The organism is Sphingomonas sp. IBVSS2, assembly GCF_002127225.1.
In the GTDB taxonomy this organism is placed as follows: Bacteria; Pseudomonadota; Alphaproteobacteria; order Sphingomonadales; family Sphingomonadaceae; genus Sphingomonas.
This window is the reverse complement of sequence record NZ_NFUR01000004.1, coordinates 23,354-36,781: the sequence shown is the minus strand read 5'-3', so window position 1 is coordinate 36,781 and position 13,428 is coordinate 23,354. Positions and strand designations below refer to the sequence as shown.

The window sequence follows — 13,428 nt, the reverse complement described above, 5'->3', positions numbered from 1 at the left end:
TTTCGGAGTTCCTCAGAACTTCAGCCGCGCACCCGCCGAAAGCACGATGGCATGGGCATCGCGCAACTCGCCGTCGGTGAGGATCGGCGTCTGCGCGGCGGTGCCGGCATAGGCGGCGGTCACCCGGTCGATCGGGGCGTCGGCGAAGGTGACATAATTGGCCGCGAGGTCGAACGAGAGCTTCTTGTTCGCCGCAAGGCTGCCCCCCAAGCCGAAGTTCCAGCGGTTGGAATCCGGCACCCGGGCATCGCGCTCGCCGTCCTGGGTCGGCGTGATCGCGCGCTGGGCGCCGGCACGCAGCGTCACCTTGGGCGACACGGCATAATCGATACCGCCGGCATAGCTCCAGCTGGCGCGGTAGTTCTCGGGGATCGCCTGGTTGACCGGGGCGCCCAGGCGGATCGCGTCGAACTTGTCCCAGCCATAGCGGATCACCTGCGCGTTCAGGGTCAGCTTGTCGGTGGCCGCGAAGCGCGCGCCGGCGATCGCCTGGGACGGCGTGTAGAACTTCGCCTCGACGCCGGAGAGCTGCAGGTTCGACGTTGCGAGCGGGCCGACCAGGCCCGAGACGGTAAGGTCGCCCTTCAGCGTGTGCTCGATCGCCGATTTGTAGCTGAGGCCCAGGGTGAAGCGGCGCGAATGCAGCTGCACGCCCACGGTCCAGCCGAGATCCCAGCCATCGCCCTTCAGTTCCTGATGTCCGTCCGGCAGCACCGCCGCGAGATTGGGCAGCGCGTTGCTGAGGCTGGCATCGGTATATTCGATGTTGAGCCCGGCGCCGACGCGCAGCCAGTCGGTCACCGCCACGCCGATGCTCGGCTGGATGTCGATCGTCCGCAGCTTGGTCCGGTCGGCGCTGTAGCGCGCCCAGCTGTCCGCCGGATAATCGGTGGTGAAGCTGTAGGGCGAGGTGATCGACACGCCGAGCGCGATGCGGTCGTTCAGCGGCACGGCGATCGCGCCCGAAGGGAGCACGCCGTTGTTGATCGGATTGCGGGTGACGCCATTGCCGCCCACGGGCGCAGGGGGCTGGCCCGGGCGGACGATCAGCGTGCCCCTGTCGGCAACCTCGCCGCGCGGCAGGATGACGGAGGCGGAAAGGGTGGCGTCGCCACTCTCGATGCCGCCGATCGCGGCGGGGTTCCACCAGATCGAGGCGGAGCCGGTATCGGCCGCCTCGCCCGAGAAGGCGCGGCCGGCGCCGCGGGCGGATTGCTCCTGGAGATAGAAGGCCTGGGCATGGGCAGCCTGGGAGAAGCCGAGCAGCGCGGTCAGCGCGCTGCCGGCGGCGAGCGAATATCGGAAGGGGGACATCGGGGTAATCCTTGTACGCGTACGGATACTGAGAACTCGGAAACTCGCGTCAGCGCACGCGGGTCCAGGTCTGGGTGCGGCAGAAGGGCTTGAACACGCAGCCGCGCAGGTTGAGCTGGTCGTTGCCGGTCATGGTGATCTCGGCGCTGTAGGTCTTGCCATCCTCGGCATTGTAGATCTTGCCGCCATACCAGCCGCCGCTCTGCTGGCTGAAGCCGGACAGGATCTGCAGGCCCATCAGCTTGCGCGTGCGCAGCGACGCGTTGCCGTTGTTGCTGTCGGGCAGGTTGGGGTTGGTGCGCAACTTGTCCGACCCGACGATCTTGCCGCAGATCGACGCGCCGCATCGGGTGATCTCGACGATACCGTTATGGACGGGGGTCTTCCAGCGGCCGACCACGGCATCGGCCGGCTGGAGCGCGGGGGCCGCTGCGACGGCGAGCCCCATAAGCAAAGCCAACATAGGCATACTCTCCTCGAGGGGATTCCACGCCGCGCTCTGCCGGCCGGTCATGGAAGGAACGGCATCGCCCTTTCGAACGCGAAACCGGTGGCGCCTCCCTAGGTTCCAAAAATCCGGTATGCAATTGCGTTCGGATTTGAAACTGAAAAACCGAGGATGCCGTAAGGGAATGAGGGGCGCGGGTCAGGCCTTGAGATCGAGCTTGGCCAGTTCGACTCGGACGCGCAGCTCGATGTCCGAGAGGATCGCGGCGAGCGCGGGATCGTCGGTGCGCTCGAAGGTCTCGGACCATTCGACGATCGCCGTGAGCCGCGCCGGGCTGACCACGCCGGCGACCAGCTCGCGGTGGAGCTGGTCGAGCATGTCGATGCCGCGCTGGGCGTCGACCGCCTGTTTGCGGCGGCGCTCGATCGCCGGATCGGCGGCAGCGAGCGTGACGAGCATCGCGACCGAGGGGTTGAGCGCCTGGGCCGCATTGGCCCCCGGGTGCACGGGCGCGGGCGCCGCGGGGGCTTCCCCCTCGCCCACCGAGAAGCCGGACGCGACCTTGGGCAGCGCCGCCATCAGGCTGTGCAGCAAGGGTGCCTGCAGGTTCTCGATCCGCACGAAATCTCGTCCCCTGGGCCCGCATGGCCCTTCTTCTATCCTATAAGAGAATTATCGGAAATTTTCCACTTCCAGGGGTTATATGCTGCGCTTCGCCGCTCCCATGATCGCCCTGCTGCTGAGCCTGGGCCTCGCACCGGCCGCCATGGCCCAGACGCGGATCAAGGACGTCGTCAACGTCGAGAATGTCCGCGACAACCAGCTCGTGGGCTATGGCCTGGTCGTCGGCCTGGCCGGTACCGGCGATCGCCTGCGCAACACGCCGTTCACCGAGGAATCGATGCAGGCGATGCTCGAGCGCATGGGCGTGAACATTCGCGGGACGGAGATGAAGACGCAGAACGTCGCCGCCGTCTCGATCACCGCGACGATGCCGCCCTTCGCCCGCTCGGGCTCACGGATCGACGTCCAGGTCTCGGCGCTGGGCGACGCGACCAGCCTGCAGGGCGGGACGCTGATCGTCTCGTCGCTGCGCGGCCTCGATGGCGAGATCTATGCGGTGGCGCAGGGCAATGTCGCGGTCTCCGGCTTCAAGGGCCAGGGCGCCGCCGCCAGCGTGAGCCGGGGCGTGACCACATCGGCCCGCATCGCCGGCGGCGCGATCATCGAGCGCGAGGTGCCCTATTCGCTCCTCTCGGCCAATGGCCTGAAGCTGGCGCTCAAGAACCCCGACTTCGCCACCGCCGACCGCATCGCCGGCGCGATCAACTCGAAATATCCGGGCAGCGCCGCGGTGCTGGATCCGGCCACCGTGCAGCTCACGCCGGGTTCGAATTTCGTCGGCAACGTGATCGACCTGGTCACGCGCATCGGCGAGCTGTCGGTCAAGGTCGACCAGCCGGCACGCGTGGTGATCAACGAGGCGTCGGGCACCGTCGTCATGAACGCCGAGGTGCGGATCACGCCGGTGGCGATCGCCCAAGGCGGCCTGACCATCACCGTGACCGAAAGCCCGCAGGTCTCGCAGCCGGCACCGTTCTCGAACGGCCAGACCACGGTGGTGCCGCGCACCAACGTGCAGGTGAACGACGGCAACGGCGCCAGCCTGGCGATGGTCGACGGCGCCAGCCTGCAGACGCTGGTGAGCGGGCTCAACACGCTGGGCGTCTCCCCGCGCGACCTGATCACCATCCTTCAGGCGATCAAGAGCGCCGGCGCCCTCCAGGCCGATATCGAGGTGCAGTGATGCGCGACGTGACTTCCGCCAACGGGCCGCAGGCCCCGGCCGCGACGAACAACCCCAGGCTCGACGCGAAGAACCGCGAGACCGCGAAGAATTTCGAGGCGGTGTTCCTCGGCCAGATGACCCAGCTCATGCTCGAGAGCGTGCAGCAGGGCGACGGGGAATTTTCCGGCGGGCATGGCGAGGAAATGTTCCGCGGCATCATGGCCGAGAAGCTCGGCAATGCGATCGCCGATCGCGGCGGCATCGGCCTGGCGCCGGTGGTGCTCGACCAGATCCTCAAGCTCCAACAGGGTAACAAGTAAATGACCGAGCAGCTCATCGACGCCATGGTGTCCCTCACCCATCTCATGGAAGAGGAGAGTGATCGGTTGGGCCGGGGCCCCTATTTCCCGGAACTGCCCGAGATCGCCCAGGCCAAGCTGCGCCTCACCGGCCGGATCGAGGCCGAAGTGGCGCGGATGAAGCGCGAGGCGCCCGACGACTGGGCCGAGCGGCTGGACCCCGAAACGCGCGAGACGCTGGCCGAGGCCAGCCGCGGCTTGCGCGACGCCTCGGCCGTCAATGCCCGGATCCTCGCGCGCCAGATCGAGCTCTCGGTCGAGATGATGGGCGCGATCGCCGCCGAGGCCCAGCGCCTGACGGGCAGCCGCAGCATGACCTATGGCGCCTGTGGCGGCCTGGGCGGGATGGACGCCCCGGCGCCGATCTCGATCAACGCGCGGCTCTGACACCTCCTGCGCCGAGCCGTGCTCCCCGGGGCGCGGAAGGTTCCGAAATCTACACCGCGAAGGGCGTGTTCGGCGGCGGGAAACCGACGACGCCGCCCCCTGATGCGGTTGGGGGATCCCCGGGGTCCAAGAGCGGCTCGGCGGCGGATAAGGTTCCGGCGTTCGCCAGGTAGACGAAACCGCCCGTTCCTCCTGCGTCATGCTGAACTCGTTTCAGCATCCAACCTGCCACCGGCGATACCGCTCGTGGAGAGTTGGACCCTGAAACGAGTTCAGGGTGACGGTGATTTCTTGGATTGGCGGTTCGGGCGCGATCCAACGGGAGGCGGGTGCCGGACAAGCATCGAGACCACAGCATTCGCGGCTCGGTAGGTCGGGGTGACGACTATCGAACCGCAACGCCAAATATGAAAAGGGCCCGCGATCCGCTCGCGGGCCCTTTCGTCTTCGTCCACCGAAGCGGGCAGTTACCCGCCCTTCCCCACCGCGGTCTTCAGCATGCTCAGCTGCTTGCGGTAGAGATTGGTCATCGCGGTGAAATCCGCCTGGACCTGGCCGAGCTTGAGCAGCTGGTCTTCCAGCGTGACGTTGTTGCCGTCGGGCTTGGTCTCGCTGATGTCCTTGTCGAGCACGATGCCGGCGCCGGCCGGCTGGATCGCGCCCAGCCCCTTCATGCCGGCGGTCAGCTCGACGCGCGGCTTGGCGACGCGGATGCTGCCGCTGCTCGCGCTGCCGAGCAGGTCGGAGAAATCGGCGTCCTCCACCATGCGCGCCTTGAAACCCGGCGTCTCGCTGTTGGCGATGTTCTGGGCGATCACGCGTTGGCGATCGGAGAGCGTCTCCATCTGGCGGCGGATGCCGGAGAGGATCGGGGGCATGTCCATGATCAGAATCCGTAGGTGGAGGGCGTGGAGCTGTTCAGCCGGGCAAGCGCCGCCTGATAATTTGCGAGCTGGGCGTTGACGATCGCCGTGCTTTCCTTGCCGGTCGCCGCGTTCTTCTTGCTGCCGTCGATCATCTTCGCCTTGGTGTCGTCCCAGTAGAGCGAGCGATAGGCGGTCTGCGACATCGAGATCGCGTCCTTGATCTTGCCGAGCGCGGTCTTGGCCATGTCGGCCGTGGACAGGCTGAGCCCCTCGCCCAGATCCAGGCCGAAGCTGCCGCCCGGGCGCACCTTGGGCGCATTGCTCGATACCGCCGCCTGGGTCGCGATGCGCTGCGGCTCCATGCCGAGCTTGGCGAGCGCGTCGCTGTCGCCGGTGCCCGCCAGAAGCTGCAATTGGTGCCCCGATTTCATGGTGATGCGCAACTGCTGGACGCCGTCCACCGCCGTGGCGGTGACGGTGGCCTTGGACGCGCCGAGCATGCCCTGCATGCGCGTGGCGATCGACTGAAGCGTGTCGTCGGCGAGGATGGTCAGCTTGCGGACTGCGCCGTCATCGGCCTTGAACGAGAAATAGTCGCCCGCCTTGAGCCCCGTCTGCGTCGTCACCTTGCTCGAGGCGACCGCGTTGATCGTGCCGCGCCCATAGCCGAGCGCCGAGACCGCGCTGGCGCCGCCCTGGTCGGCGGCGATGCGGACCGGCTCGGTGCGCAGCAGCGCCTGGCCGAACTGGGTGGTGTTCTGCACCGCGCCGGTCGATGCGTCGATGCGCGCGACGAAGCCGTCGGTCGGGCCGCGGCGGGTTGCCGCCAGGTCGCCGGTGGTGCGGCCGCCGGCATAGAGCTCGCCGTTCATGAAGGCGATGCTGTCGACCTGGTCGTCGGCCGAGGAGCCGAGATAGGTGGTGCTGGCGCTCGACAGGCCGGCATCGATCCGCGTGACGAAGCCATCGCGATTGCCGCTGATGCCGTTGACCTGGCTGCCCGAAAGCGCGGTCGATGTCGCGCCGCCCACCGCGATCGTGCCGTCATCGGCCACCGCGATCACGCGGGCATCGGCAGTGCCGAGGCTGAGGCTGCCCATATCGGTGGCGAGCGACGAACCCTGGAACTTGCGGAGCTCCGCATTGCCGTCGTGCGAGACGAGCGCGAGGACATTGCCGTCGTCGTCGACCGCGAGCGCATTGACGCTGTCGCTGCCCGCTCCGGTGAGGGTGCGGCGCTCGGCGATCTTGCCGCTCGCGTCGATGCGCGCGACGAAGCCGTCATTGCCGGCGGCGATGCGGCCGCCGACATAGACCGAGCCGTCAGCGCCGACCGCGACCGCCTTGGCGACGTCGGTGCCCGCCGAGCGGACCACGGTGGAGAATTTCTCGTCGCCGTTCGCGGCATATTTGGCGACGACCATGTCGCCATCGGTAGAGGCGCCGCCGAAGCTGCCGGTGACCGTGCCGGCGACGACGATGCTGCCGTCGGGGCCCAGGCTCACCGCCGCGCCGGTCGACGAGCCGGTGGCGCCCAGGCTGCGCTGCCACACGACATTGCCGGCGCCGTCCACCTTGGTGAGGAACAGGTTGTTGTCGCCGTCCGACAGGTTGGCGCCAAGATCGCCCTTGGTGGTGCCGACGACATAGCTGTTGCCCTGCGCATCGGTGACCACCGCGGCGGCATCGGTATTGGCGTAGACGTTGCTGGTCGACGTCTTGACGGTCTTCACCTTGCCGTCGAGATCGGTCGTGGTGGTGGTGATCGTCGTCGTCTTGCCGGCCGCCACATTCTGCGCGGTCGCCTGGCGATCGAGCGCCTGGATCGTGCCCATCGCCACGCGCGTGTTGCCACCCGCGGGATCGTCGAAGCGGAAGAGCTGGGTGGAGCTCGGCGCGTCGAGCGCGGTCTGGCCGGTGGCGACGACCAGCGCGTCCTTGGCGTTGGTCTGGTCGAGCGTGACCTGCTCGATGCCGGTGGGGTTCGAAAGGGTGAAGCCCCATTTCCCACCCTCGTTGGTCACCTTGAAGGTCGACTTCCAGCGCGGCACGACATTGCCGTTGGCGTCGAGCTGGGGCGCGCCATTGGTATCCAGATTGGGGATCGCGGCGATCGCGGCGTTGAACTGGGCCGCGACGGAATCGAGCGTGGGCGGCTGCGCGCCCTGCGACAGGTCGACGGTGACCGTCTGCGCCGCGACGCCCGGCTTGCTCAGCGTGATCGCGAACTGCTCGGTGCCGGCAAGGCCGGGGATCGCATCGCCGCGTGCCTTGACCAGGGTCTTGCCCTCGGTCTCGTAGACGCTGGTGGCGGCCAGCTTGGTCGAGGTGATGCTGGACGCCGGCTTGCCATAAGCGAGCTTCACCAGGTCGGACGGCGCGGTGCTCAGATAGGATTGGAGATCGTCCAGCCCCTTGAGGAAGGTCTTCTGCAGCTGGGTGCGTTGCGCGTCGGACGTGGTCTTGGCGCTCGCGGTCTCGGCGAGCACGCGCAGCTTGTCGAGCGCCTGATAGGCAGTGAAGCTGGTCTGCACGTCCTTGGGCAGAAAGGTGCCGTTGCCGTCGGTGGTGGCAGGGGTGATGATCGAGCGCAGCGCGGTGATCGCGGAGACCTGGCTGGCATTGACCGGCAGGGCGTTGCCGCTCTTCCACGGCGCGACGGTGGCCGCGGTGGTGAACTGCGCCTTGGCCGTGCGCACCGCCTTGCTCTCATAGGCGATCGGCGAGACCGCCGACGTCATGGTCGAGCTCGACCCCGTCAGGATGCTCAAGCCGATCAGGTTTCCAGATAAATTAACCATCTTCGCGATCCGCCCTGCCTGCCTTGCTCCTATAATAGAGGGAAAGCGGCCCCCGCCCGTGTGTGCGGCCGCAATTTTTCGCGAGGGAAACGAAAAAACATGTCCGTGATGGCGCCGATCGCAGAACCGCCCGAACTGAAGCGCTTCAGCGGCGCACAGCGCGCCGCCGCCCTGATGCTGGCGCTGGGCAAGGATCATGGCGCGCCGATCTGGGAACAGCTCTCCACCGACGAAGTGAAGGAACTGTCGTCGACCATCGCCGGCCTGGGCCGCATCCCGGCCCAGGTGGTGGAGCATCTGCTCGTCCAGTTCACCAGCGAAGTCGCCTCGATGGCGACGCTGCACGGCAGCTACGAGACCACCGAACGCCTGCTCACCGGCATCCTGCCCGGCGACAAGGTGAAGGAGATCATGGAGGACATCCGCGGTCCTTCCGGCCGCACGATGTGGGACAAGCTCTCCAATGTCAGCGAGTCCGTGCTCGCCGGCGCGCTGAAGCACGAATATCCGCAGACCGTGGCGGTGATCCTCTCCAAGCTGCGCCCCGACCATGCCGCGCGCGTGCTCTCCGAGCTGCCGCGCGACTTCTCGGTCGACGTGATCATGCGCATGCTGCGCATGGAGACGGTGCAGAAGGACGTGATCAACCAGGTCGAGCAGACGCTGAAGACCGAGTTCATGACCAACCTCTCGCGCTCGCAGAAGCGCGACCCGCACGAGGCGATGGCCGAGCTGTTCAACTCGCTCGACCGCTCGACCGAGGAAGCGATGCTCACCGCGCTCGACAACCGCGCGCCGGAGAGCGCCGAGCGGATCCGCGCGCTGATGTTCACCTTCGAGGACCTGGGCAATCTGCTGCCGCCGGCGATCTCGTCGATCGTCCGCAGCGCCGACAAGCGCCAGATGGCGCTGGCGCTGAAGGGCGCGCCGGACAGCCTGAAGCAGCTGTTCTTCGGCGCGATGACCGAGCGCGCCTCGAAGCTGCTGCGCGAGGACATGGCGGGCATGGGCCCGGTGCGCGCCCGCGATTGCGAGGAGGCCCAGTCGGCGCTGGTGCGCCTGGCCAAGGACCTGGCGGACCGCGGCGAGATCCTGCTCGTCGACCCCAAGTCCGACGACGCGATGATCATCTAGGGAATATTGCCGATGAGCATGCATGCCCATGTCCATGTCGAGCGCTTCGGCTTCGACCGTATCTTCGCCGTGCCGCCCGGCCGGAGCGCGCCGATCGGCCCCGATGCCGCGCTCGAAGTGGCGACGCTGCGCGCCGAGCTGGCGCTGCTCAGGTCCGAACAGGAATCCGCCCTCGCCCTTGCCCGGGCCCAGGGCTATGAGGCCGGGCTGGCCCAGGCCCGCGCGGAACGCGAAGTCGCGCTGCTGAGCGCGGTCGACGCGCTGCAGGCCGGCATCGAAGTGATCGACGCGCAATTCACCGAAGTCTCCGAACGGGTGACCGGCGAGGCGGCCGAGATCGCACTCGCCGCCGCCGACATGATCGCGGGCCGCGCCCTCGAAACCGCGCCGGGCGCCGCCATCGACGAAGCGATCGGCCGGGCCCTCGGCCAGGTCGCGCGCGGCACCGAATTGCTGGTGCGCGTCCACCCCGACCTGCTGGAAGACATCGAGGGCCGCATCGCCGACCGCCAGTCGCGCGACCGCCGCAAGCTGAACCTGATCGTGGTGCCCGATGCCGACATCCCGGTGGGCGATGCCCGTATCGGCTGGGAGGAAGGCGGGCTGGCGCTCGATGCCACGGCACGCCGCGAAGCGGTGCTGGCCGAGCTCGAGACGCTGCTCAAGGCGGCTTGACCTGACTCTCGATGCCGGGCTCTAATCGAGCCTTCCACCCCAGGTCACCCTGAACTTGTTTCAGGGTCCAACTCTCCCCGGGAGATATCCCTCGCGGTGCCTTGGATGCTGAAACGAGTTCAGCATGACGGGAAGGGGCAAAGGACGCGCCTGCCGCCTGAGTTTCCTGCCCTTGGGGAGTCGCGATTCCGGGGAAAAGCCAGTCGGCGAGCCCACTAGGCAAAAATTTCCCCCGGCAAAAACTGCCGGCTCCCTCGCCCCTCTATAATGATCGCAAGGGGCATCCGCCCCGCCAGTTCCATCGAACGGGGCGACATTGGAAGCGATCAAGAACCTGGTGGGCCAGATCGGCCCCAAGCGGCTGTTGCTGATGGGGGGAGTGGCGCTCGCGCTGCTCGCCGCCCTGGCCTTCGTCGCCACCCGCGGCTCCACCCAGAGCATGGGTTTCCTCTACACCGACCTGGATCCCTCGGCCGCCTCGGCGATCTCCGAGAAGCTCAAGGCGCAGAACGTCGCCTTCCAGCTCTCGGCCGACGGCACGTCGATCATGGCGCCGCAGGACAAGCTGGCCGAGCTCCGCATGAGCCTGGCCGGCGAGAAGCTGGGCGGCAAGATCGGCTATGAGGTGCTCGACCAGGAGCAGCCCTTCGGCGTCTCCGCCAGCCGCGCCAAGATGAACGAGACGCGCGCGATCGAAGGCGAACTCGCCAAGTCGATCCAGACGATCCAGAACGTCACCGGCGCGCGGGTCCATATCGTGATGCCCGAGCGCGCCATGTTCGCGGAGGAAAGCCGCAAGGCGACGGCGGCGGTGACCGTGAAGACCCGCGGCCGCATCCCGAGCGAGACGGTCGCCTCGATCCGCTACCTCGTCTCCTCCTCGGTGCCCGAGCTTTCGCCCGATGCCGTCTCGGTCGTCGACCAGACCGGTGCGCTGCTCGCCCGGGCCGGCGACCCCAGCACGGCCAGCGCCGGCGATGCCGACCAGCGCCAGCAGGCCGTGGAAGGCAAGCTGCGCGACGAGATCGAATCGCTGCTCGAGCCGATCGTCGGCCAGGGCAAGGTCCGCGCCGAAGTCTCCGCCCAGATCGACCGCGACCAGTCGCGCGAGGAATCGCACGTCTTCGATCCCGACAAGCAGGTGATCGCCCGCCAGGTGAGCGTGGAGACCGGCGAGCAGAACCGCGAGACCGATATCGGCGCGCAGACCGCCTCGGTCGGCAACCAGCTGCCTGCCGCGCAGACCGCCGCGGCCAACACGCCGGGCGCCTCGCGCCAGTCGGGCAGCAACCAGAATTCGGAAGACACCACCTATGACAACAGCTCGACCAGGACGGTAACCGTCCGCACGCCGGGCAAGGTGACGCGCCTCAGCGTCGCGGTGATGGTCGATGGCGGCGACAAGGGGCTGCCCCAGCCGCAGATCGACCGGCTGCAGCGCCTTGTCGAGAATGCCGTGGGCGCCGACACCCAGCGCGGCGACAGCGTCGTCGTCGAGAGCATGAAGTTCAACACCGGCGACGCCCCGGCCGACGCCACGAGCAGCTTCTTCTCGTCGCTGCCGATGGACCGGATCTGGGGCCTGCTCCAGCTGGTGGTGATCGGCGCGGTCGGCCTGCTCGCGCTGCGCATGCTGAAGCCCAAGCCCGCTCCCGCGTCGGAGATGGCGGAGGCTCCGGCCGCGCTGCCCACCCATTCGCCCGAGATGCTCGCACTCGCCGAGCGCGCCGCCGACGGCGATGTGGAAGCGATGGCCCAGCTCGAAGCCATGACCCCGTCCGACGTGCCGCAGCTCGATCAGGAGATCGCGCTCGCCCAGGTCGACGGCCGCATCAAACTCTCCGCGCTCAAGCGCATCGGGGACGCGATCGCCGCCAGCCCGCCCGAGGCGGCCTCGGTGATCCGTCAGTGGATGAACGCATAGGATCAGACCCATGGATACCGAACCCCACAACATCATTCCCACCGATCCGGCGATCGACCAGCCCGCGCCCGTGCTCGAGGATTTCGACAACCAGGGCGGCGCCGAGCCGCACCATGGCGGCGAAGGCCTGGAAGCCGTCCATGACGTTCCGGTGAAGGTACAGGCGGTGCTGGGCCGCGCCCGCATGCCGATCGGCGAACTGCTGCACCTGGGTGCCGGCACCGTGGTCGAGCTCGACCGCCGCGTCGGCGAGCCGGTGGACATCTTCGTCAACGACCGGCTGATCGCCCGCGGCGAAGTCGTGCTGATCGACAATGCACTCGGCGTGACTCTCACCGAGATCGTGCGGGCCGAGCATTGACGATGGGACCGATCCGGATGCTGCTGATCGGCGCGCCGGGCAGCGAGTTCCGCCGGGCTGCGGAGCTGGCGCAGGGCGCTGGCGCGGAAGTCACCATGGCCGACGCCCCCGGGCCCGCGCTGGAGGCGCTGCGCGAACAGGGCGCCGATCTGGTGATGATCGACGTGCTGGAGGACGCGGTGGGCTTTCTGGCCGACCTGCGTCGCGAGCGCTTCGTCGTGCCCGTGCTGGCCTGCGGCATCTCCGCGCCGGCCGAGCGTGCGGTGGCGGCGATCCGCGCCGGCGCCCGCGACTATGTGCCCCTGCCCCCGCAGCGCGAGTTGATCGCGGCGGCCATCGCTTCGGTGGTGGAGCGCCAGGCGCAAGTGCCTATCGGCGGCCATCCGGTGCTCGATCGCGCCATGGCGCTCGCCGCCGCCGTCGCGCCGAGCGGCGCCCCCGTGCTCGTCTCGGGCGGCAAGGGCAGCGGCAAGGAAATGATGGCGCGCGAGATCCATCGGCTTTCCGGCCGGCCGGATCCGATCGTCTCGGTCGAATGCGCGGGCGTTGCCGCCGACGTGCTGGAATCCGAGCTGTTCGGGCACGAGGCGAATGCCTTTCCGGGTGCCGCTGCGCGCCGGATCGGCCGGCTCGAAAGCGTCCGGGGCGGGACGATCTTCCTGCGCGAAGTGGGGGCGCTCGCGCCCGCCACCCAGGCCCGGCTGCTCGCCGCGCTGATCGAGAAGCGCTTCCGCCGCCTGGGCGGCGAAGCCGAGGTGCCCTTCGCCGCGCGGCTGATCGCCTCGACCAGCATGGACCTGGAGGCCGCGGTGGCGGGGGGCAGCTTCCGCGAGGACCTCCTCGTGCGGCTGAGCCTGGCATGCATCGAGGTGCCGCCGCTCGCCGAGCATGACGACGATATCGCCGCGCTGGCCGGGCACTTCATCGCCCAGTTCGCCCGAGGCGACGGGCTCGCCCCGCGCCCGCTCTCGGAAGACGCGATCGCGGTGCTGCGCGCCTATGGCTGGCCCGGCAACATCCGCGAGCTGAAGGAATGCATCCACCGCGCGGCGCTGCTGGCCCATGGCCCGCAGATCGAGGCCGAGGACCTCACCCGTGCCGACGGCTCGCCGCTCGAGGCGCTCGTCTCGCTGCCGGGGCCCGACGGGCGGATCGAAGTGGACGGCCTGATCGGCCGCACGGTGGAAGAAGTGGAGCGCGAGCTGATCCTGGGCACGCTGGAACGCTGCCACGGCAACCGCACCTCCGCCTCGAACATCCTCGGCATCTCGGTGCGCACGATGCGCAACAAGCTGCGCAGCTTCATCGAGGGCGGCATCGCCGTGCCGCCCGCGGCGTGATGCGCGGGGCGGCTTGCACTGCTCCCCTCC

Annotated in this window: 13 protein-coding genes; 8 read left to right on the top strand and 5 right to left on the bottom strand. The window is 68.4% G+C overall.

The genetic code is table 11. The features are described from left to right. Window positions 1-12 precede the first annotated feature (12 nt). The 3 genes from CAP40_RS13895 to CAP40_RS13885 form a co-directional block, all read right to left on the bottom strand. Entirely contained in the window at window positions 13-1,314 is a 1,302-nt protein-coding gene (locus CAP40_RS13895) for an OmpP1/FadL family transporter (protein WP_086130148.1), read from the bottom strand. Window positions 1,315-1,363: 49 nt separating this feature from the next. Further along, complete coding sequence (locus CAP40_RS13890) at window positions 1,364-1,777, bottom strand: DUF2147 domain-containing protein (RefSeq protein ID WP_086130147.1); 414 nt, start codon at window positions 1,775-1,777, stop codon at window positions 1,364-1,366. 183 nt (window positions 1,778-1,960) lie between these two features. Continuing rightward, complete coding sequence (locus CAP40_RS13885; protein WP_086130146.1) at window positions 1,961-2,383, bottom strand: flagellar assembly protein FliX; 423 nt, start codon at window positions 2,381-2,383, stop codon at window positions 1,961-1,963. Window positions 2,384-2,465: 82 nt separating this feature from the next. Here CAP40_RS13885 and CAP40_RS13880 point away from each other — a divergent pair, with 82 nt between their 5' ends. The 3 genes from CAP40_RS13880 to CAP40_RS13870 are packed head-to-tail and all read left to right on the top strand — an operon-like array spanning window position 2,466 to window position 4,297. Then, on the top strand, window positions 2,466-3,569 hold the full coding sequence (locus CAP40_RS13880; protein WP_086130145.1) for a flagellar basal body P-ring protein FlgI: 1,104 nt from the start codon (window positions 2,466-2,468) through the stop codon (window positions 3,567-3,569). Further along, window positions 3,569-3,871 (top strand): rod-binding protein, encoded by a 303-nt coding sequence (locus CAP40_RS13875; protein ID WP_086130144.1) that lies wholly within the window; start codon window positions 3,569-3,571, stop codon window positions 3,869-3,871. The genes CAP40_RS13880 and CAP40_RS13875 overlap by 1 nt, the downstream gene beginning before the upstream one ends. After that, window positions 3,872-4,297 carry a flagellar protein FlgN gene (locus tag CAP40_RS13870; RefSeq protein ID WP_086130143.1) on the top strand — a complete coding sequence of 142 codons (426 nt, stop codon included), beginning with the start codon at window positions 3,872-3,874 and terminating at the stop codon, window positions 4,295-4,297. Between the two features lie 467 nt (window positions 4,298-4,764). On the opposite strand, the gene CAP40_RS13865 is transcribed toward CAP40_RS13870, so the two are convergent. Next, window positions 4,765-5,181 carry a flagellar basal body protein gene (locus CAP40_RS13865; protein ID WP_086130142.1) on the bottom strand — a complete coding sequence of 139 codons (417 nt, stop codon included), beginning with the start codon at window positions 5,179-5,181 and terminating at the stop codon, window positions 4,765-4,767. Window positions 5,182-5,183: 2 nt separating this feature from the next. Continuing rightward, complete coding sequence (locus CAP40_RS13860) at window positions 5,184-7,934, bottom strand: hypothetical protein (protein ID WP_306298579.1); 2,751 nt, start codon at window positions 7,932-7,934, stop codon at window positions 5,184-5,186. Between the two features lie 129 nt (window positions 7,935-8,063). Here CAP40_RS13860 and CAP40_RS13855 point away from each other — a divergent pair, with 129 nt between their 5' ends. From CAP40_RS13855 to CAP40_RS13835, 5 genes are all read left to right on the top strand, one after another. Continuing rightward, window positions 8,064-9,098: a flagellar motor switch protein FliG gene (locus tag CAP40_RS13855; protein WP_086130140.1), complete on the top strand. Its 1,035-nt coding sequence runs from the start codon at window positions 8,064-8,066 to the stop codon at window positions 9,096-9,098. A gap of 12 nt (window positions 9,099-9,110) precedes the next feature. Then, on the top strand, window positions 9,111-9,773 hold the full coding sequence (locus CAP40_RS13850; protein ID WP_256924208.1) for a FliH/SctL family protein: 663 nt from the start codon (window positions 9,111-9,113) through the stop codon (window positions 9,771-9,773). A 316-nt stretch (window positions 9,774-10,089) separates the two neighbouring features. Then, window positions 10,090-11,697, top strand: coding sequence for a flagellar basal-body MS-ring/collar protein FliF (gene fliF / locus CAP40_RS13845; RefSeq protein WP_086130139.1), 1,608 nt, complete (start codon window positions 10,090-10,092; stop codon window positions 11,695-11,697). A 10-nt stretch (window positions 11,698-11,707) separates the two neighbouring features. Then, complete coding sequence (gene fliN, locus CAP40_RS13840) at window positions 11,708-12,058, top strand: flagellar motor switch protein FliN (RefSeq protein WP_086130138.1); 351 nt, start codon at window positions 11,708-11,710, stop codon at window positions 12,056-12,058. Window positions 12,059-12,060: 2 nt separating this feature from the next. Beyond that, complete coding sequence (locus tag CAP40_RS13835; RefSeq protein WP_256924254.1) at window positions 12,061-13,398, top strand: sigma-54 dependent transcriptional regulator; 1,338 nt, start codon at window positions 12,061-12,063, stop codon at window positions 13,396-13,398. The last annotated feature ends 30 nt before the right edge of the window (window positions 13,399-13,428 follow it).